The sequence below is a fragment of the Pedobacter sp. Bi126 genome (assembly GCF_918698245.1).
GTDB lineage: Bacteria > Bacteroidota > Bacteroidia > Sphingobacteriales > Sphingobacteriaceae > Pedobacter.
On sequence record NZ_CAKKMS010000005.1, the window covers coordinates 38,281 to 59,568 of the forward strand.

Consider the following 21,288-nt stretch of genomic DNA (forward strand, 5'->3'; position numbering starts at 1 on the left):
ACTTACTGCTCGTTTTTGGTTTCTTCTTTGGTTTCTTTCTTTTGTGTATCATCTTTTTTTATGCCTTTATCTGCATTCAGTTCTTTCGACTTCATGATATTAAAACGGTACATGTCTTCAATGCCTACCAGTTTTCTGGTACACTTTTCAATATCTGTTCCTTCTTGCCATAAATATGGACGGAAACTATAAGTCTTGGTGCCATCTAAATTCGCAATAAACTGGCTCCAATTGCTCCATCGCAAACCTTTGTAAAATTTAGAAAGATCACTATCAAAACAGAAAACAAGAAATTCTCCATATCCCGCACCAAGTGGTTGCCAGGTTAAGGTATTTGGTTCTAGGTAATACACGTTTTTAATGTCTTTACCCAAGCCACCATAATTAATGGCAAAGAAACCACCTACAGCGTCATCAGCAATTAATAGGTAGGGAATGTTATCGCCATATTCTTTTATGGTTTTTCCTTTGTTCCATTCGGCAATATTTCGGCTTAATCTTTCGCTGCCCGAACCTAAAATTCTAATCCAGCCATTATCAACCATAATGCCTCCGGTATTGTAAATTACCGAACCAAGTGTAGCATAGGTAGTCATTTGCGAGTGATATAAAACTTCTTTTGCTTTTGCAGAATCAACTGGCAAAATCTCCACCTTATTTTTGGCAGAATCGATCCACTTTTTTACCAACGGCCAGGCCGGATCGGTTTTATTTACCAGTGCTTCGAGACTGATTAACTTATTCTCTTGAGCAAAGGTTATTGAAGAGAATAAAGTTAAACTTAGGATAAGAATTGTTTTGAATGCGCTTCTCATGAAATAGGGGCTTATGTTTTTCCAAAGATAGAATGATAATTAAGAATTGTTGAAAGGAGATTGATTAATTTTTTGAATTGGAAGAAATATTGAGCTTGGTTTAATTGTTGGTTTGTGGAGACACAAACCAAGGAGTGTGAGCAATCGTGCAGTCGGATGGTAACATCCAACTAATTTATTCAATATCTACAAAGAATTGATTAATTCGGTGAATTGAATTGATAATTTCAGCCAGTGTCAGATGGCTACATCTGATACCACGCTAATAAAACAAAACGCCCCAATGAAATCGGGGCGCTTGTAATATAGGGATGATAAATAATTGATTTTAAACTATTGAGTGGAAAAACCTTACACCTTCTACCTTCCAGCCCTCCACCTTAAAACTACCACATTCTAATTCTGTCTTCTGGCTTTTTATATAATTTATCGCCAGGTTTAACATCAAAAGCATTGTACCATGCATCCATATTTACAGGTGCACCGATAGTACGGTACGGGCCTGGCGAATGTGGGTCGGTTTTAATTAGCTGAGCGGCACTTTCTGGTAAAATATTACCTCTCCACACCTGCGCCCAGGCAAGGAAGAAACGCTGATCTGGTGTAAAACCATCAATTTTCTCATTGCTTTGACCTTGTTTAGTCATTTTAAAAGCAGTATAAGCCGCGTTTAAGCCCCCTAAATCGCCTATGTTTTCGCCCATAGTCAATTTACCGATTACATGAACCGTATCCAAAACGGTATAACCATCAAACTGTTCGCCTAAAGCTTTTGTTTTAGCATCAAATTTAGCTTTGTCTTCAGCTGTCCACCAGTTTTTTAAATTACCAGCAGCATCGTACTGACTTCCGCTGTCATCAAAACCGTGGCTCATTTCGTGACCGATTACCGCACCGATACCACCATAGTTAACGGCATCATCGGCATTTGGATCGAAGAAAGGAAACTGTAAAATACCCGCAGGGAAAACAATTTCGTTCAAAGTGGGGCTGTAGTAAGCATTAACCGTTGGAGGGGTCATACCAAAACGTTTGCGATCTACAGGTTTACCTAACTGACCAACCATTTCATTGTAACCCCAAACGCTTGCATTACGTAAGTTTTGGAAGTAGGTATCTTTATTAATTACTAAACCATCGTAGTTTTTCCATTTTTCCGGATAACCCACTTTTGGTGTAAATGCATTGAGCTTAGCCAAAGCTTTTTGTTTGGTTTCAGGACTCATCCACTCTAAACCATTGATTCTGATTTCGAATGCTTTCCGCAAATTCACAATCATCTGGTTCATGCGTTCTTTAGCTTCTGGCTTAAAATACTTGGCTACATAAAGCTGGCCTAGTAATTCGCCAATAGTGCCATCAGTTAAAGATGACATCCTTTGCCAACGTGGTGTTTGTACTTTCTGGCCAGTTTGTGCCTGTGTGAAAGCGAAACTTGCCTTAACAAATGGAGAACTTAAACTAGAGGCAGAACCTTTTAAAATGTTCCACTCCAGATAAGTTTGCCAATCGGTAACCGGAACCGATTTCAACATCCCATTCAGGCTTGCCATAAATTTAGGCGATGAAACCAGAACAGTATCTTGATTTTTGATTTTGAATTTAGGTAAATAGGTTGTCCAGTTAATGTCTGGCGTTTTTTTGTTCAGTTCTGCAACAGTAAGTTTGTTGTAGGTGGCGTAAGGATCACGCATTTCTAAACGGCTCATCTGCGCTTCGGCAAATTGCTTTTCAATTTTATAAACGGTTGCTGCTTTTTGTTTTGCATCTTCAGGGGTACTTCCTGTTAAGGTAAATAGCGTAACCATATAGGTGTTGTAAGCCTCGCGGATTTTAACACTGCGGGTATCATCTTTCAGATAATAATCACGATCGGGAAGTGTTGTGCCGCCCTGACCAATATTCACCATATACTTGTTTACATTCTTGCGGTCTTGACCAACACCCAGGCCGAACATTCCACCGCCCAAACCATTGGTTCGCATGTAAGCCACCTGATCGAGCACACCTTGAATGGTTTTAATCTGTTTGATTTTCTCTAAATCGGCTTTTATTGGCATATAGCCTAGTTTTTCTATGGTTGCACTATCCATGGCAGCCGTATAAAAATCGCCAACTCTACGCTTGACCGAACCTGCAGGAGCAGATTTATCAGCAGCTGCATCTTCTACTAAAGATTTAACAGCATTGATGTTGAAATCGCGAAGTTCGTTAAATGAACCCCAACGCGTTTCTTTAGCAGGAACAGGATTGTTTTTTATCCACGTGCCACTTGCGTAGGTGTAGAAATCGTCGCCTGGCTTAACGGAAAGATCCATGTTAGCAGGGTCGATAAATTTTTTGGTTTGTGCATTTGCAGAAAAGCCTGCAGCGACTATACCTAGCGCCGCAAAACATCTTTTCAAATTTTGGTATTTCATTCGCTTAATAAGTTAGTAATTATGCGAAATTTATGAAATACTAATTAATACTGGTGTTATATATTAAGAATATTACTTGTTAAACCAGTAGTAAATTTTTGCTAAACCAAGTCGCCTGATAAGTTCGGACGCTGAAAAAGAAATTTTAATAGATTTCATGATTTTAAATCTTTTATACACTATTAACATTTTTTAACAGAATTTATTGTGCGCTTGTAAAAATTATTGCTATCAAGAACGATTCAGGATAAAGCATTTTATTTTCCATAAATTTGAAAACGGTTATCTAAACCTGCGAGGTTTTATCGATAATAAATAAAAATGATGTTTAGCATACAATAGATATAATGAGCCACTCACACGATAAAGAAGATAGCTGTTGCAGCAGTAAAGTACATTCCACTCCAAAACATAACCACGATCATGCACACGAAGAAGGCGACGAACACGACCACGACCATGGTGGAGATCCGTCGGCCTTTCAAACTTATCTGCCAGCCATTGTAACATTGGTTATGCTGCTGATCGGAATTGCATTTGATAATCTATTTACAGTTCCTGCATTTCAGATCATCAGGCCTTATTGGTATGTAGTAGCTTATTTACCTGTGGGTATTCCGGTTTTACGTGAGGTTTGGGAAACTTTTAAAGCCAAAGATTTCTTTACCGAATTCTCTTTAATGTCTATCGCTACTATTGGTGCGTTTGCCATTGGCGAATATCCGGAAGGCGTAACGGTAATGCTTTTTTATACCATTGGCGAGTTGTTTCAAATGGCTGCAGTAAACCGTGCCAAAAGGAATATTAAAGCATTGCTCGATGTTCGCGCAGATGTAGCACATGTATTCCGTAATGAGAAATACGAAGATGTTAATCCTGAAAAGGTAGAAATTGGCGAAATGATACAAGTAAAGGCTGGTGAGAAAATCCCCCTGGATGGAGAACTGGTCAGCGATAAAAGCAGTTTTAATACCGCTGCTTTAACGGGCGAAAGTAAACCGCGTACAATTATTAAGGGCGAATCGATTTTGGCGGGGATGCTTAATCTCGATAAAGTAATCGAAGTAAAAGTAACCAAGGCTTTTGCCGATAGTACATTGTCGCGCATTTTGGAAATGGTTCAGAATGCCACTACACGTAAAGCTAAAACCGAGCTCTTTATCCGCAAGTTTGCTAAAATATATACACCAATTGTTTTCTTTTTAGCCCTTGCGCTGGTTACTGTCCCGATCTTTGTTTTAGGAAGCGAATATCATTTCCAAACCTGGTTGTATCGTTCACTGGTTTTCCTGGTAATATCTTGCCCTTGTGCACTGGTGATTTCTATTCCATTAGGATACTTTGGAGGCATTGGTGCTGCATCGGCAAATGGAATTCTTTTTAAAGGCTCTAACTTCCTCGATTTAATTACCAAGCTGAATACTGTTGTAATGGATAAGACTGGAACCCTGACAAAAGGTGTTTTTAAGGTTCAGAAAGTAGAAAGTAGTATCGATGAAGCAACATTTTTGAATTTATTAACTGCTGTTGAAGCAAAATCAACCCATCCAATTGCCAAGGCCATTGTAGAATACGCAGGCCAGAAAGAAATTCATCCAGCCGAAAATATTGAGGAAATTGCTGGAATGGGCTTAAAGGGATCTGTAAATGGCAAAGCGGTTTTGGCAGGGAACACAAAGCTTTTAGAGAAATTTAATATTGCCTTTGATGTCAAGATTACAGCTATTGAAGAAAGTATTGTGGTTGTTGCCGTTGACGAAAAATATGTAGGGTATGTTTTAATTGCCGATGAAATAAAAGAAGACGCCGCAGAGGCCATCAAGCAGCTCCACGAAAATGGAATAAAACAGGTCGTGATGCTGAGCGGTGATAAAACTTCAATTGTTAAAAAAGTAGCAACAGGTTTAGGTATTGATGCTTACTTTGGTGATTTATTACCTGAAGATAAAGTAGACAGGCTTGAAGAAATTAAAAGTGACAGAAGCAAGGTAGTGGCTTTTGTTGGCGATGGAATAAATGATACGCCTGTATTGGCCATTAGCGACATTGGTATTGCCATGGGGGCAATGGGGAGCGATGCTGCTATTGAAACAGCCGATGTAGTTATCCAAACCGATCAGCCTTCTAAAATTGCAACTGCTATTAAAATCGGAAAGGCAACCAAAAAGGTGGTGATCCAGAATATAGTATTGGCATTCGCGGTAAAAGCATTGGTTTTAATCTTAGGTGCAGGTGGTATTGCCACCATGTGGGAAGCCGTTTTTGCCGATGTTGGCGTTGCACTTTTGGCCATTTTAAATGCGGTGAGGATACAGAAAATGAAGTTTCCTTAGTTGGTTAATTGTTTAAATTGGATAGTAGGTTAACTGAACTTGGAGTAGCGACTTTAGATTAAAATATTGATTTACGCTTCATTAGTCCAATGATAACTGCCAATTGCCAACTGAAAACTTCTTGATAGTAAGCAAGATATGTTGAGAAATAGAAAGGCAGAATACTATAAAAATTAGTATATTCGTTTATGTCTAAGCCTATTCCATATCCGGTTTTAAACGATGATGAACCCGTAAGGCAATTCAATGAACTTGATGCGTCATTAACTTATAGCTACTCTAATTATTTAAACTGGCTTTTTCCTGAAAGAGTAGAACTGATTAAAGGTAAAATCTTTAAAATGAGTCCTGCACCTTCAAGGGTACATCAGGAAGTTTCTATCAATTTATTAAATCCTATAGTCAATTTTTTAAAGGGTAAACCCTGCAAAGTTTATTCAGCTCCATTTGATGTCCGTTTTCCAAAAGAAAGTAAAGCTGATAAGGATGTATATACGGTATTACAGCCCGATATTTGTGTTGTTTGTGATAAAAGCAAACTAGATGCCCGCGGTTGTATTGGTGCTCCCGATCTTGTTATAGAAATTTTATCTCCTGGCAATACCAAAATGGAATTGCTTAATAAATACCGCGTTTACGAAGAATTTGGTGTTAAAGAATATTGGGTGGTTAGCCAAAGCGATCAAAGCATCCTCATTTACACCCTTAATGATTCGGGCAAATTTCAGCCTTCCAAAATATTTACCCATAGCGAAAAAATCACTTCATCGGTACTACCAGGTTTTGAATTGGAATTAGATGATGTTTTTGATGATATCGATTAACTTATTTTTTCGCTTTTGATTTTTGGATAATACCATTTGGATCAGCATTAAAGAGTATAATGGCGGTTAATACGCCTATGAGCACAAAATTAAATGGTATGCAGCACTTGCTTTCCAAAAAATAAACCCCGTCCTACGGACACCCTTCTAAAAGAGGGGAATAATTAAACGCATAAGGATACGTTTCGGCTTACGCTGCTTTGGTCTTTCAGCTTAATTAGCTATTTTTGGACTTTTAATATCATTCATGAGCATATCCACCAAGTACAATCCTGCAGAAACAGAAGATAAATGGTATAGCTATTGGCTATCGAAGAAATTTTTCCACTCCGAACCCGATGAACGCGAACCTTACACCATCGTCATTCCGCCTCCAAACGTCACCGGTGTGCTGCACATGGGGCATATGCTTAACAATACCATTCAGGATGTTTTAATTCGTAAAGCCCGTATGCAAGGTAAAAATGCATGTTGGGTACCTGGAACCGACCATGCCTCTATTGCTACTGAAGCAAAAGTTGTGGCGATGTTGAAGGAGCAGGGGATTAATAAAAAAGATCTTTCACGGGAAGAATTTTTGAAGTATGCCTGGGAATGGAAAGAGAAATACGGCGGCATTATTTTAGAACAGTTAAAGAAACTGGGTGCAAGTTGCGATTGGGACCGTACCCGTTTTACGATGGAAGAAGATCTTTCTGAAGCGGTGATCGATTCATTTATCCACTTGTACAAAAAAGGCTGGATTTACCGTGGTATCCGTATGGTAAATTGGGATCCAGCCGGTAAAACTGCGGTTTCTGACGAAGAAGTAATCCGTAAGGAAGTAAATCAAAAACTATATTATATTAGATATACCATTGTAGGCAATACGACTTCGGACTCCGGACTTCAGACTCCTGACTATCTTGTTGTAGCTACAACCCGTCCGGAAACGATTATGGCCGATGCAGCAATCTGTATCAACCCGAACGACGAGCGTTTTACACATTTAAAAGGTAAAAAGGTTTTTGTGCCTTTGATTAATCATGAAATTCCGGTTATTGAGGATGAGTACGTTGATATTGAGTTTGGTACAGGTTGTTTAAAGGTTACACCAGCGCACGATCTGAATGATTATGAGTTGGGGGTTAAGCACAATTTACCAGTTACAGATATCTTAAACGATGACGGAACTTTAAATGAATTAGCGGTTATTTTAGTGGGCGAAGACAGGTTTGTTGCCCGTAAAAAAATCGCCAAAATGCTGGAAGAAGCTGGGCATTTGGACAAAGTTGAAGATTATAAATCGCAGGTTGGTTTTTCTGAACGTACAGATGCCGCTATCGAACCAAAACTTTCCATGCAATGGTTTGTGAAGATGAAAGAAATGGCACAACCAGCTTTGGATGATGTATTAAATGGAGAAGTAAACCTGATTCCAAATAAATTTGAAAATACGTACCGCCATTGGATGGAGAATGTCCGCGATTGGAACATTAGTCGCCAGCTGTGGTGGGGACAGCGGATCCCGGCCTGGTACGATGATAAAGGAAATTGGGTGGTTGCCAAAACTAAAGATGAAGCATTAGAAGAATTCTGGAAGAAAAAACATTTGGATGAAAGCTGTTCAGAAACAGAAAAAGCTGGATTCAAACATCAGTTAGAGCCGTTTCTAAGACAGGACGACGATGTGATGGATACCTGGTTTTCGTCATGGTTATGGCCGATTTCAGTTTTCGATGGCTTTAAAAATCCTGAAAATAAAGACATCAATTATTATTATCCAACCAACGATCTGGTTACGGCGCCTGAAATTTTATTCTTCTGGGTGGCCCGTATGATTATGGCTGGACATGAGTTTATGGGTAAAAAACCATTTACAAATGTATACTTAACAGGTATTGTACGCGATAAATTAGGTCGTAAAATGTCTAAATCGTTGGGTAACTCACCTGATCCAATTGGATTGATCGAAAAATATGGTGCCGATGCGGTACGTGTGGGGATGTTAATGTCGTCACCTGCCGGAAACGATTTAATGTTCGATGAAAGTTATTGCGAACAGGGGCGTAATTTCGCCAGCAAAATCTGGAATGCTTTCCGTTTGGTAAAAGGATGGGAAGTTGACGAAAACTTAGCAAACCCAAATACCCAGGCCATATCCTGGTTCGAAAACCGCTTTAACGAAGCTTTGGTAGAAATTGAAGCTAACTTTAAACAATACCGCCTTTCAGAAGCATTAATGATCACTTACAAACTGGTTTGGGATGATTTCTGTGCCTGGTACTTAGAAATGGTTAAGCCAGCTTATCAGCAACCGATTGATGCGGAGAGTTTTAAAGCTACAGTCGGTTTCTTCGAAAATATCATCAAATTATTGCACCCGAACATGCCTTTCTTAACTGAAGAGCTGTGGCATGACGATCTGTTTGCCGAACGTGGAGAAATGGACTGTTGTATTGTTGCCGAATTCCCGAAAGGCGGGGCTTTTGATGTGCAATTATTGAAAGATGCGGAGGTAATTAAAACCGTGGTAGCCGAAATTAGAAATGTAAGGAACCAGAAGCAAATTTCTCCTAAAGAAGCTTTGCCTTTAAGTATCAAAATAAATTCTGATCTTGATTATGAAAAATGGTTGAATATTGTTTTCAAATTGGCCAATGTATTAGAAGCCGAAATTGTAAACGACAAAATTGTTGGCGCAACTGCTTTTATGGCGGGCAAAGATGAATTTTTCATCCCGCTGACCGAAAATATTGATGTGGAAGCAGAACGTGAGCGTTTAAATGCCGATTTAGCATATTTACAGGGCTTTTTAAAGTCGGTAGATGCTAAATTGAGCAACGAACGCTTTGTACAGAATGCAAAACCGGAAATTATTGCAAACGAGCGGAATAAAAAAGCCGACGCTGAAGCTAAAATCAAAATTATTGAAGAAAGCTTAGCGGTTTTAGGATAATAACCGTAACAGATCTATAAGGCTTTAAAAGCCTTGTAGGTCTTTAATTAAAAATATGATGTGCTCTCGAAATTTATTATGCATCTTTTCCTGCCTGTTATTATTTATTGTTTCCTGTAAAAAAGAAAGCGATAAGGAAGAAGAACTGAAATATCCGATTTCCTTAAATTATAAATCTTATAGTAGGGGGAAAATGAGGATGTGGACCAGAGATGGTGAAGTTTTGGACCAACCGAAAATTGCTAATTTCGCGGGAAATGCCTTTGTTAATTCTTTTGATGCAGATTTTTATCAGATAAAATTTACCAAACCCGATTCTGCTGAAATTAGATATCCAGGCGCATTAGAAGGATTTTGGACTTATAAAGTAAAAGATTCTGCAAATATTGATTTTAAGGGAGATGTTCATCTATTTCCTGGGAATGTGTTCGGAAACCAGGCATCACTAGACCGGTCTTTTTTAATATATAGAACGAGTATTTATACCCAGCCTGTGAGGGTAATCAGTCAGCCAACATCAATGCCTTCCGTTATTTACAGGGCAGATTTAGGATTTAAAGCTACTGGGAACAAAAAGGCCCTTACTATCCCTGGTTATCTTTATAAATTGCGCTTGTATAATAGAGCTGCCCTTTCTAGCGGTCATCTGTTTGGCGATTTCAATGATCGTTTCTTAAATGAGCTACAAGACCGTGATACTTTGCTTATTCAAACAACAACGAATAACTGGAGGCTATAAAAGCCCTTCAGTTAATTTTTTAATATTCCGGTAAGTTACCTGAATAAATTATTTCAAACGTTTTCCTACATATTTATAAAAGTATGCTATTCACTTAAATAATGGTTTTCTGGCCATTTATTTAAGGTTAATATGATTGTAAGCCATTATTTCAAGATAAGGTTTCAAAAATATTACTTTCGAATATTTAAGGTTTGTTTTTATTAACCATATTTTAGATTTTGTTAAAACGATCTGTCAGATCGTACACTATTTAAGCGTTAATCTAACCTAATATCCTCAAATGGAAAATTCCAGAAGAAAATTTATTAAGCAATCGGCAATATTTGCTGCAGCAACCTATGCAGGTGCCATGGGCATGAGCGCCAAAAGTTATGGACGTATCATCGGTGCAAATGATAGGGTACGCGTGGGCGTTGTTGGATTTTCTGATCGCTTTAAAGACACCCTTTTGCCTTGTTTCCTGAACCACAACAAGGAACTCAATTTCGATATCGTTGGTCTTTCTGATTTATGGAACTACCGGAGAGATTTAGGAATTGCCCATTTAAAAGCAAAGTTTGGTCACGATATTAAAGCCTGCCGTAACAACGATGAGCTTTATGCCACAAAAGATCTTGATGCGGTGATTATCAGTACCGCCGATTTTCAGCATGCACTTCACACCATCGAGGCCGTAAAAGCCAGCTGTGATGCTTATGTAGAAAAACCCTTTGCCGAAACCATGGACGATGCCAAAGCTGCATTTAAAGCCGTTAAAGCAAGTAAACAGATTGTACAGATTGGTTCGCAAAGAAGGAGTGGAGAGAATTATACCAATGCAGCAAAATTTATTCAGGATGGAAAATTTGGGCCGATAACTGCTGTAGATTTAGTATGGAATGTAAACCAGCCAGGCCGATGGCGCAGACCAGATTTAGTAGCCAAATTAAAAGAAGAAGATATCGATTGGAAAAGATTCTTATTGAACCGACCAAACGAAGCCTTCGATCCAAGAAAATATTTAGAATACCGCTTGTTCTGGCCATATTCTTCAGGTATGCCAGGGCAATGGATGTCGCACCAGATTGATACCGTACATTGGTTTACTAATTTAAAACATCCGCGAAGTGTAGTGGCAAACGGAGGTATTTACACCTGGAAAGATGGCCGTAGAAACTGGGATTCGATGGTTGCCGTATTCGATTATGGTCAGCCCGATACAACAGATGGTTTCCAGGTTACTTTTACCTCAAGAATGCAGAATAGTGTAGGCGATGTGGGCGAGGTTTACTATTCTAACGGTGGCGAGCTGAATTTAATCACCAATAAAGTATCGCCAAAAGGTGGTTTAAAGGAGAGAGAGGCTGCAGCCATGGGCTTAAAAGCCAATCTTTTGCCTGAATTTGATTTAAGTAAAACTGAAATTAAAGCGGCTACAGGAGCCAATATGGGTGGCGATGCGTTAACCTCTGGACATATGCGCAACTGGATGGAATGTGTGCGTAGCCGTAAAACACCAAATGCGCCCGTTGAAGCTGGTTATTCACACTCTATTGCCAATATCATGACCAATGCTGCGGTACGAACAGGTGCAAAAGCAATTTTCGATGAAAGCAGACAAGAAGTACTCGCAAACGGAAAAGTATTTAAATATTAATCACAGCATATCGTTATTACGAGGAATGAAGAAGTCTACTTAAAAAAAAAGATTGCTTCGTCATTCTTCCTCACAATGACAGCAAGACAAAACCAATCATGTTAAATTTTAAAAAGTATAGTATTCTAGCCCTTTCGCTAATCAGTTTATCAGCCGCTGCCCAAAAAGCAAAACCATTATTTGATGGTAAAACCTTAACCGGTTGGAAAGCAGTTGCAGGAGCCGCGCCATACAAAGTTGAAGACGGAATGATTATCGGAACGATGACCAAAGGAACACCAAATTCATTCTTAATCACTGAAAAAGAATATGGCGACTTCATTTTAGAACTCGATGTGAAGCTGGAAGGTGAAACCACCAACTCCGGCGTACAAACACGCAGTCATATTAAACCAGAAGGAAACAACGGTAAAGGATTGGTTTTTGGCAGGCAGGTAGAAATAGACCCTACACCAAGGGCATGGACAGGTGGGATTTACGACGAGGCCAGAAGATTATGGCTATATCCTTTAGAACTTAACCCATCGGCAAAATCACTGTATAAAAAGAATGAGTTTAACCATTACAAAATAGAATGTATTGGTAACGAAACCAAAACCTGGGTAAATGGAACACCTGTTGCCTACGTGATCGATACTTTGGATAAATCAGGATTTATCGGTTTGCAGGTTCATGGCATTGGCAATAACCTCGATAATGATGGCAAAAAAGTTTATTTCAAAAACATTAACATTCAAACAGCCGGCTTAAAAGCCAAAGCTTTTCCAAAAGGAATTTATACGGTTAATTTAACACCCAATACCTTATCTGCTTACGAAAAATCGGAAGGTTATAAACTTTTGTTCGATGGTAAAAGCAATGCAGGTTGGGTTGGTGCTTATAAAACTACTTTTCCTGCCAAAGGATGGAAGATTGCCGATGGCATTATCAGTGTAGAGCCATCGGGTGGTGCAGAATCGACCAACGGCGGCGATATTGTAACCAAGGATGAATATGCCGCTTTTGATTTGTCGTTCGAGTTTAAGCTTACCCCAGGTGCCAACAGTGGCGTAAAATATTTTGTTACCCTGAGCGAAAAAAATACAGGTTCTGCTATTGGTCTAGAGTATCAGGTTTTAGATGATGTTTTACATCCAGATGCAAAATTAGGTAGAGATGGAAACAGAACTTTAGCTTCGTTATACGATTTAATGACTTCGAAAAAAGAAGCGCGTTATTTACGCCCAATTGGAAGCTGGAACAATGGCCGTTTGGTGGTGTATCCAAATAACAAAGTAGAGCATTATTTAAATGGCGTTAAAGTTTTAGAATATACCCGCGGCTCTGAAGAATTTAAAAAACTGGTTGCCATTAGTAAATATAAAGACTGGAAAAACTTTGGTGAAGCACCAAAAGGACATATCCTCCTTCAGGATCATGGTAACAAAGTAGATTTCAGGACGATTAAAATTAAAACATTATAGATGCAGCGCAGATCGTTTGTTAAAACATCAGCTTTGTTAGGCTCTGGTTTACTTTTGGGTAACCAGGGCTTTGCCAATTTAGTGGCTGATGAAATTATTAATGTGGCAATGATTGGTTGTGGCGATCGTGGCAAAGGTGTTTTGTCGGTAATTAAATCAATGCCTGCAAAGTATAAAATTAAAGCTTATTGCGATTTACTCGATTTTAGACTTAAGGAAACCGAAAAGTATGTTCCTGCAGATGCAAAGGCCATAAAAGATTATCACAAAGTTTTAGACGATAAAACAATCAACGCGGTTTTTATTGCCACACCTTTAAGTGAACATTTCAGAATTGCCAAAGATGCAGTACTGGCTGGCAAACATGTGTATGTAGAAAAAACCATGACATACAATATTGCCCAGGCACTCGAACTTAAAAAACTGGTGAAACAATATCCCAATCAGGTTTTTCAGGTGGGTTATCAGTACCGTTATTCGCCTTTGTATTTTAAGGTGAAGGATATGATCCAAAGTGGTTATTTGGGCAAGGTTAGCCAGATCGATTGCCGTTGGGACCGTAATGGCAACTGGCGTAGGGCAGTGCCAGATCCAGCTTTAGAACGTAAGATCAACTGGCGGATGTATAAAGAGTATTCTGGCGGATTAGCCGCCGAACTTTTATCGCACCAGATTGATTTTATCAATTGGGCTTTCGAAACGCAGCCTGATGAAATTATGGGATCTGGTGGGATAGATGTATTTAAAGACGGGCGGGAAACCTACGATAATATTCAGGCCATTCTCCGTTATAACGAAAAAGGCATGATCGGCAATTTTGGAGCTACTTGCGGCAATGCGCATGATGGTTACCTGTTTAAGATTAAGGGTACCAAAGGTTCAGTTTCTTTGCTTACCAATACCGGCTTGTTTTATCCTGAAGAAAGTGCTAAAAAAAAATTAGGTATTGTTGATGGCGTAACTGGGGCCACAAAAATTGTGGTAAATAAAGATGGTGGAATCCCGATTTTGGATAAAGCCACCATTGATGGTACAAATTATGCCTTAGATGAATTTTATAAATCGATAACAACCAAGAAGGAACCAGTATCAAATATCAATACCGGAACGCAGGCGGCTATTTGTGTGGCCATGTGTAACGAGGCCATTTATAGCGGGAATAAACAGGTTTGGAAGACGGAATATAGTGTTTAGATCATATTCTCTTTTATCATTCTGAACGATTGAAGAATCCGGAGGCTCTGCGAAGCAAATCTTTACTATTGGTTGGTGTCTCACCGACCAAGAAGAATATTATTCTACTTTCATTTGTGGATGCCGATTAAGTTTCGTTCGGTGGGACACCAACCGATAGATGAAAGGATTTTTAATGCTCCTAATTTTTTTTGGAAAGCAATTGTGTCGGGTATTTAAAGTCCGTCCTGCTTTCTGCTCCAATCTTTTTTGCCCTTCGACTACGCTCTCCGTAGGAGTCCTTTGGACAGGGTGACAAAAAAGGATTTCCGCGTCAATCAGGTTTAAAATCGGAAGGTTTTTGCTGCTATTGAAGATTGCATAGCATGATTCAGAAAACGCAATTAATTCGATTGTTACCTTGAGGATCAGTTTTTTAAAAAAACGCGGTGGGATGACAGGTTAAGATAAATCGTCATTTCGACCGCAGTGGAGAAATCCTTGAACTGTGTTTGTTGAATAGTTCAAAGATTTCTCCATTTCGCTGCGCTTCAGTCGAAATGACGACCGATTTCTACAATCTGTCAATTATAGATACGAAGGACCTTTCTATTGGTTGGTGTCTCACCGACCAAGAAGAACTGTTATTCTACTTTCATTTTGTGGATGCCGATTAAGTTTCGGTCGGTGGGACACCAACCGATAGATGGATAACATTATTTAAAACTGGAGTAATTCTATTCTGTGATTTTCCGTGTTTCCGTGGCAAAAAGCTACAGCCCCAAATATTCAGGCATTTCCTGTACGAAGTTAAACTTACCTTTTTCAAGGTCCATCTTCGCATAAACATGTTGCAAACCATTGGTTAGCACAATCCATTTGGCTTGGTGTATAGAATTGTATCGTGATGCCTGATCGAAAACCGATTGCGTAATCTTTACTTTGGGTGCCTTACATTCAATTAACATCAGCTTTTCGCCAGCCGTATTATACACTAAAATGTCACTCCGCTTTTGTAATTGGTTTAGCACCAAACCACCTTCAATCTGGATCAACGTGCGTGGGAATTTCTTTTCCAAAATCAGGTTCTGTATAAAATGCTGACGGACCCATTCCTCAGGTGTAAGTACGAGGTGCTTTTTCCTCAACTCATCGAAAATAAAAACCAGATCATCTTTTTGGGTAATTTTAAATGGATAGGGCGGTAGGTTAAGCGGAGTAGGGGTAAACATTTTCTCAGTTGGTGGTTATCAGTTTGCAATTGGCAGTTAACCATGCAACAATAAACAATTTATCAATTATTACGGCTTCAAAGTTAGTTTAATTTTAGATATGTAATCAAATCTCAAATCTAGTGTCTCATGTCTCACATCTAGTATTCAAATCTCACATCTCTTAAATTATAAACATTTATCCAAATCGTTAAACCTAAATCGTAATTTTACGGGCAATGACTGCTGCCGAAATTATTAAAGATATCAAAGCCCGAAAATTCAAACCTGTATACCTGTTACATGGAGAAGAATCTTATTATATCGATCAAGTAACAGATTATATTGAAGATAAGTTATTGAACGATGCCGAAAAAGGTTTCAATCAAACGGTTTTGTATGGTAAAGATACCGATATGGCTACGGTTTTGGGTGCTGCAAAGCGATACCCGATGATGTCGGATTATCAGGTGGTAATTGTTAAGGAAGCACAGGATTTAAAGTGGGGCAAAGAAGATTCGAGTAGTAAAGAGGGCGAATTTGTGCTCAATTATTTTGAAAAACCTTTGCCAAGTACCATTTTGGTATTGGCTTTTAAATATGCCAATTTCGATAAGCGTAAAAAAATCTACAAGGCCATTAATAAAAGTGGATTGATTTTTCAGTCAGATCCTGTACGCGATTATAAACTGGTACCCTGGATTGAAGAATTTATTAAAGATAAAGGTTACAAGATCGATCAGCAGGCATCGGCTTTAATGGCCGAATATTTAGGAACTGACCTTTCTAAAATTGCCAACGAGATCGAAAAATTAATGCTTAATGTTCCGAAAGAGACAACCATTAATACCGATCTGGTTCAGAAAAATATAGGCATTAGTAAAGAATATAATGTTTTCGAATTACAGAAAGCACTGGCCATCCGCGATGTGCTGAAATGCAATAAAATTATCAATTACTTCGCCAGCAACCCTAAAGCCAATCCAACAGTAATGGTTCTGGCCAATTTAGGTGGTTACTTTACTAAACTTCTAAAATACCATTATATCCCAAATAAGGCCGATGCGGCATCAGCGTTGGGCGTGCCTCCATTCTTTGTTAAAGATTATGAGGTAGCTGCAAGAAATTACAACACCGGAAAAGTTTTCCAGGTGATCGGTTTACTCCGCGAATACGATTTAAAAAGCAAAGGTTTAGATAGTACGGGAAATGTTGAAGATGGAGAACTCTTAAAAGAACTCGTTTTCAAAATTGTACACTAATCTTTTTTTCGCAATTGCCTGTTTTATATTACCCATCAAACGTTTGCGCAAATTTTAGCGGTTTTATTGTAATTTAATATCATTATTTTAGAAATTGATACGCTACCACAGGCGCTAACCATTTCTAAACACAAATGAAAACTAAAATCTTTTTACTGTTATTGCTTCAATGCATTGGGAGCTTTATTTATGCCCAATCATTAAAACCTTATAATCTTTCCTTTCCTAAACTCGCTAACAGGTGGGATGAAGCTATGCCCTTGGGAAATGGTATGTTAGGTGTTTTAATATGGAAAAAAAACAATAAACTACGTCTTTCTTTAGATCGTGCAGATCTGTGGGACGAACGTAAGTCGCTTGATATCTCGAAGCTTAATTTTAAATGGGTAGAAGAGCAGGTTCATCAAAATAACTACGCTGCCGTTCAAAAAATAGGCGATGAACCTTATGATAACAGTCCATATCCAACCAAATTGCCTGCAGCGGCAATGGAATTTGATATCGCTAAACTAGGTAAAGTAGTATCGAATGAATTGGATATCGAAACAGCCTTAAACACGGTAAAATTTGAAAATGGTACTGTTTTTAACTGTTACATTCATGCAAAGCGGCAACGGGGATATTTTAGTTTCGAAAATCTTAAATCTACGGCAATCGTGCCTAACTTGATTGTGCATAATTACGCCAATAATCTGATAGAAAAAGGCGATAATAGCCATGCAGGTGAGGGTTTGCAAAAACTGGGTTATGCAAAAGGAACAGTTACCAATACGATGAATAGTGTCCGTTATCGTCAGCCTACTTATGATGGACATTATTATGAAGTGTTGGTTAAATGGAAAACAATGGCTAATGGCAATGTAATCGGTTCCTGGACCATTAGTAATGATAAAGCTGCAAAATTACCTGGTATTTCTTCAACAGCGAAAGAGCCAACGGGCTGGGATGCTCATACCAAATGGTGGAAAGATTTCTGGAATAAATCGAATATCGCTGTACCGGATCAGCTTATTCAAAAACAATACTATTTAGAAATGTATAAATTAGGGTGTGTAGCCAGAAAGGGGGCACCTGCCATAACTTTACAAGCCGTTTGGACCGCCGATAACGGTAGCTTGCCACCCTGGAAAGGCGATTTCCACAATGATTTAAATACCCAATTGAGTTATTGGCCAACATATAGCGCTAACCATTTAGCTGAAGGTGCCACTTTTACAGATTGGCTATGGAAAATCAGAAAAAATAACCTTATTTATACCAAACAGTATTTTGGTGTTGAAGGCTTAAATGTTCCTGGTGTAGTTACTTTAAATGGCGATCCGATGGGCGGATGGATCCAGTATTCGCTTTCGCCAACTGTAAGCGCATGGACTTCGCAACATTTTTATTGGCAGTGGAAATATAGCATGGATGATAGGTTTCTTAAAAGGAGAGCCTATCCATATATTCATGAAGCTGCAACCTACCTGGAGAACATTACCAGGTTGAAAGAAGGCAAACGTTCACTGCCTTTAAGCTCTAGTCCTGAATTTAACGATAACAGTATTAAAGCCTGGTTCTTAAACTGGACCAACTATGATTTATCGTTAGCTAAATTTTTATTTAAAGCTGCGGCCGAAGTAAGCAAGGCAAAAGGCAAGACAGATGAAAGCAAACATTGGACGGAAATGCTGAATCAGTTACCGGGTTATGAAATAAATGAAACCGGTTTTACTATTGCCCCTGGATCTGATTTAACGAGCTCTCATAGGCATTTTTCGCAGTATATGGCCATATATCCGCTCGATTTATTGGATGTTAACAACAAGCAAGACAAAACCATTATTGATAATTCCTTAAAACGGTTAGAAGAAATTGGTACAAGGGCATGGTGTGGTTACTCTTTTAGCTGGATGGCCTCTTTATATGCAAGGGCTTACCAGGCCGATAAGGCGGTAAAACAACTGGAAATTTTTGCATCCAATTTCTGTTCGTCCAACAGTTTTCATTTAAATGGCGATCAAAAAGGAGGGCAGTATTCTGGTTTTACCTACCGCCCTTTTACTTTAGAAGGCAATTTTGCCTTTGCACAGGGTGTTCAGGAACTTTTATTGCAAAGCAGAAATGGTTATATACAGGCATTCCCAGCTGTACCACAAAGCTGGAAAGATGTAGCTTTTAATGATTTACGTGCTGAAGGCGGCTTTTTAGTAAGCGGGAATAAGGAAAACGGTGTGCCAACAAAAGTAAAAGTATATGCAGAAAAAGCGCGCGTACTTAGAATTAAACTGCCTTTTAAAACCTATGTAGTAAGAGATATACCTGCTGGAAGTGTAAAAATGGGCGATGATGGAATTGCCGAAGTGAGCCTGAAAAAACGGCAGACCATCGTTTTTGAAAATGGATATGAATAATATCCTTAACTAGAATGATGAATTAACCGCAAAGAACGCTAAGGGTTTCGCAAAGTAAGCAAAGGACTAAGCTGATGTTATTAAGCGTGAGGGATAGAAGCGAAAAGCCCACAGCGAGGCAACGAGCGAGGACTTGCAGCGCATAGCCCGACCCCTTGCTCAGCTTGGGGGCACGCCAAAATACACGATGCATCAGTATAAATTAAAGTATATTTTGTACCACACGTTACAGTACCTGGAGATGCAAAGAAGATCATTTTTAAGCAACATAACGATAAATTAATCATAACTGTTAGGGTAGATAGTAAATTCCGTTTTACCAAAGTATATAAAATAACAGGCATTTTGTAAATTTACGGGTATACGGCACGCATCATACCCAGCTTTAGCAAGAAGCTAAAAACGTTAATGATAAGCCTTTTATATACGATTCATATCAAAATCATCAATGAGAAAAATAATATTAATCACTGCGCTGCTATGCTGCAAAATAGGCTATGCCCAGCAAAAACCCAATATTGTAATCATCATTTCTGATGATCATGCTTTTCAGGCAATAAGCAGTTATGGTAGTAAATTAACGCAAACACCCAATATCGATCGTATTGCCCGGTCGGGGGTAACTTTTAACAAAGCTTATGTAACCAATTCTATTTGCGGACCAAGCAGGGCCGTTATATTAACAGGTTTGTATAGCCATAAAAATGGCTTTAAAGATAATGAAACCTCCCATTTTGATCATGGACAGGATAATTTTGCCAAACACCTTCAGTCTGGCGGATATCAAACCGCCTGGATAGGTAAGTTGCACTTGGGCGATAAACCTCAGGGATTTGATTATTACAGCATTCTGCCAGATCAGGGGCAGTATTACAACCCCGATTTTATCGGCATGGATGGTAAAACCGTGCATAAAGAAGGTTATGTAACCAATCTGATTGAAGATGCCTCCGAGCAGTGGTTAGATAATAGAGACCAATCGAAGCCGTTCTGTTTGGTTATTGGGCACAAAGCTACGCACCGCACCTGGCTTCCGGATACGGCTGATATGGGGAAATTTGATAAAGTGAAATTCCCTTTGCCTAAAAATTTTTACGACAATTATGTAAACCGGGAAGCGGCAAAAGCACAGGATATGACCATTGATAAAACCATGTTAATGGGCTACGACCTGAAAATGCTTTCTTATAGCAAAAATGGAGAGGGGAGCGTTAACCGCATGAACTTAGCACAAAGAGCAAGGTTCGATGCCTACTACAAGCCAATCGAAGCAGATTTAAAAAGCCGGAATTTAACTGGCAAAGCTTTGGTTGAATGGAAGTATGAACGTTATATGCGCGATTATTTAAGCACAGCAGCATCGCTCGACCGGAATATTGGCCGTACGCTTGATTACCTTGAAAAACACAATCTTACCAAAAATACCATTGTAATCTACCTTTCAGATCAAGGTTTTTATTTAGGCGAGCATGGTTGGTTTGATAAACGTTTTATGTATGAAGAATCTTTCAGAACACCTATGATCATGCGTTACCCTGGGGTAATTAAGCCAGGAAGTCAAAACGGAACATTTGTAATGAATCTCGATCTTGCGCCAACCTTGCTTGACGCCGCAAAGCTTAAAATACCAAAAGCTATGCAAGGGAAATCGATGCTGCCTTTGTTTCAATCAAAAAAAGTAGCATTCAGGGATGCTATGTTTTATCATTATTATGAAAATGGTGAACATTCGGTATCTCCTCATTTTGGTGTTAGAACCGAACGATATAAATTAATCCGCTTTTACAAACGCGTGAATACCTGGGAATTGTACGATCTAAAAAATGATCCCTCAGAAGAAAATAATTTATATGGCAAAATAGGATATGCAGGTATTGTTGCGCAATTAAAAGGCAAATTAAACAAGCTTATCGATCAATATGACGACCAGGATGCCAAAAGTATTATGGCAGAACTTTAAATATCTGCTGAGGTTGTTGCCAATAATTTAATGTCGAAGGCCAATGCGCTATTGAGCGCATTTGGCTGTTTTGTGTTTTTATTGGCTATATATAGAGCCTTCAATAATGCAATTTTTC

13 protein-coding genes are annotated in these 21,288 nt (G+C 38.9%); 10 read left to right on the plus strand and 3 right to left on the minus strand.

The window, feature by feature from the left end:
- Window positions 1–2: 2 nt before the first annotated feature.
- Both LQ201_RS18900 and LQ201_RS18905 read right to left on the minus strand, forming a co-directional pair.
- A complete protein-coding gene (locus tag LQ201_RS18900) occupies window positions 3–815 on the minus strand; it encodes a DUF2625 domain-containing protein (protein ID WP_230144853.1) in 813 nt (270 codons plus the stop codon).
- Window positions 816–1,201: 386 nt separating this feature from the next.
- The gene (locus LQ201_RS18905; protein WP_230144854.1) at window positions 1,202–3,235 is read right to left on the minus strand and encodes a M13 family metallopeptidase; all 2,034 of its coding nucleotides are present in this window, start codon (window positions 3,233–3,235) and stop codon (window positions 1,202–1,204) included.
- 347 nt (window positions 3,236–3,582) lie between these two features.
- Between LQ201_RS18905 and LQ201_RS18910 the strand changes: the two genes are divergently transcribed.
- The 7 genes from LQ201_RS18910 to LQ201_RS18940 all read left to right on the plus strand — a co-directional run bounded on the left by LQ201_RS18910 (window position 3,583) and on the right by LQ201_RS18940 (window position 14,365).
- Entirely contained in the window at window positions 3,583–5,568 is a 1,986-nt protein-coding gene (locus LQ201_RS18910; RefSeq protein ID WP_371823057.1) for a heavy metal translocating P-type ATPase, read from the plus strand.
- A gap of 188 nt (window positions 5,569–5,756) precedes the next feature.
- Window positions 5,757–6,392: a Uma2 family endonuclease gene (locus LQ201_RS18915; protein WP_230144855.1), complete on the plus strand. Its 636-nt coding sequence runs from the start codon at window positions 5,757–5,759 to the stop codon at window positions 6,390–6,392.
- Between the two features lie 247 nt (window positions 6,393–6,639).
- Entirely contained in the window at window positions 6,640–9,330 is a 2,691-nt protein-coding gene (locus LQ201_RS18920; protein WP_230144856.1) for a valine--tRNA ligase, read from the plus strand.
- Between the two features lie 55 nt (window positions 9,331–9,385).
- Entirely contained in the window at window positions 9,386–10,069 is a 684-nt protein-coding gene (locus tag LQ201_RS18925; RefSeq protein WP_230144857.1) for a hypothetical protein, read from the plus strand.
- Window positions 10,070–10,352: 283 nt separating this feature from the next.
- Window positions 10,353–11,708 carry a Gfo/Idh/MocA family protein gene (locus LQ201_RS18930; RefSeq protein ID WP_230144858.1) on the plus strand — a complete coding sequence of 452 codons (1,356 nt, stop codon included), beginning with the start codon at window positions 10,353–10,355 and terminating at the stop codon, window positions 11,706–11,708.
- Window positions 11,709–11,806: 98 nt separating this feature from the next.
- Window positions 11,807–13,171 (plus strand): DUF1080 domain-containing protein, encoded by a 1,365-nt coding sequence (locus tag LQ201_RS18935; protein WP_230144859.1) that lies wholly within the window; start codon window positions 11,807–11,809, stop codon window positions 13,169–13,171.
- Window positions 13,172–14,365: a Gfo/Idh/MocA family protein gene (locus LQ201_RS18940; protein ID WP_230144860.1), complete on the plus strand. Its 1,194-nt coding sequence runs from the start codon at window positions 13,172–13,174 to the stop codon at window positions 14,363–14,365.
- Between the two features lie 752 nt (window positions 14,366–15,117).
- On the opposite strand, the gene LQ201_RS18945 is transcribed toward LQ201_RS18940, so the two are convergent.
- A complete protein-coding gene (locus LQ201_RS18945; protein ID WP_230144861.1) occupies window positions 15,118–15,576 on the minus strand; it encodes a type I restriction enzyme HsdR N-terminal domain-containing protein in 459 nt (152 codons plus the stop codon).
- 218 nt (window positions 15,577–15,794) lie between these two features.
- Between LQ201_RS18945 and holA the strand changes: the two genes are divergently transcribed.
- From holA to LQ201_RS18960, 3 genes are all read left to right on the plus strand, one after another.
- Window positions 15,795–16,817 (plus strand): DNA polymerase III subunit delta, encoded by a 1,023-nt coding sequence (gene holA, locus LQ201_RS18950; RefSeq protein ID WP_029275124.1) that lies wholly within the window; start codon window positions 15,795–15,797, stop codon window positions 16,815–16,817.
- Window positions 16,818–16,951: 134 nt separating this feature from the next.
- Window positions 16,952–19,210, plus strand: a complete 2,259-nt coding sequence (locus LQ201_RS18955; RefSeq protein ID WP_230144862.1) for a glycoside hydrolase family 95-like protein — start codon at window positions 16,952–16,954, stop codon at window positions 19,208–19,210.
- Window positions 19,211–19,658: 448 nt separating this feature from the next.
- Window positions 19,659–21,170 carry a sulfatase gene (locus LQ201_RS18960; RefSeq protein ID WP_230144863.1) on the plus strand — a complete coding sequence of 504 codons (1,512 nt, stop codon included), beginning with the start codon at window positions 19,659–19,661 and terminating at the stop codon, window positions 21,168–21,170.
- The last annotated feature ends 118 nt before the right edge of the window (window positions 21,171–21,288 follow it).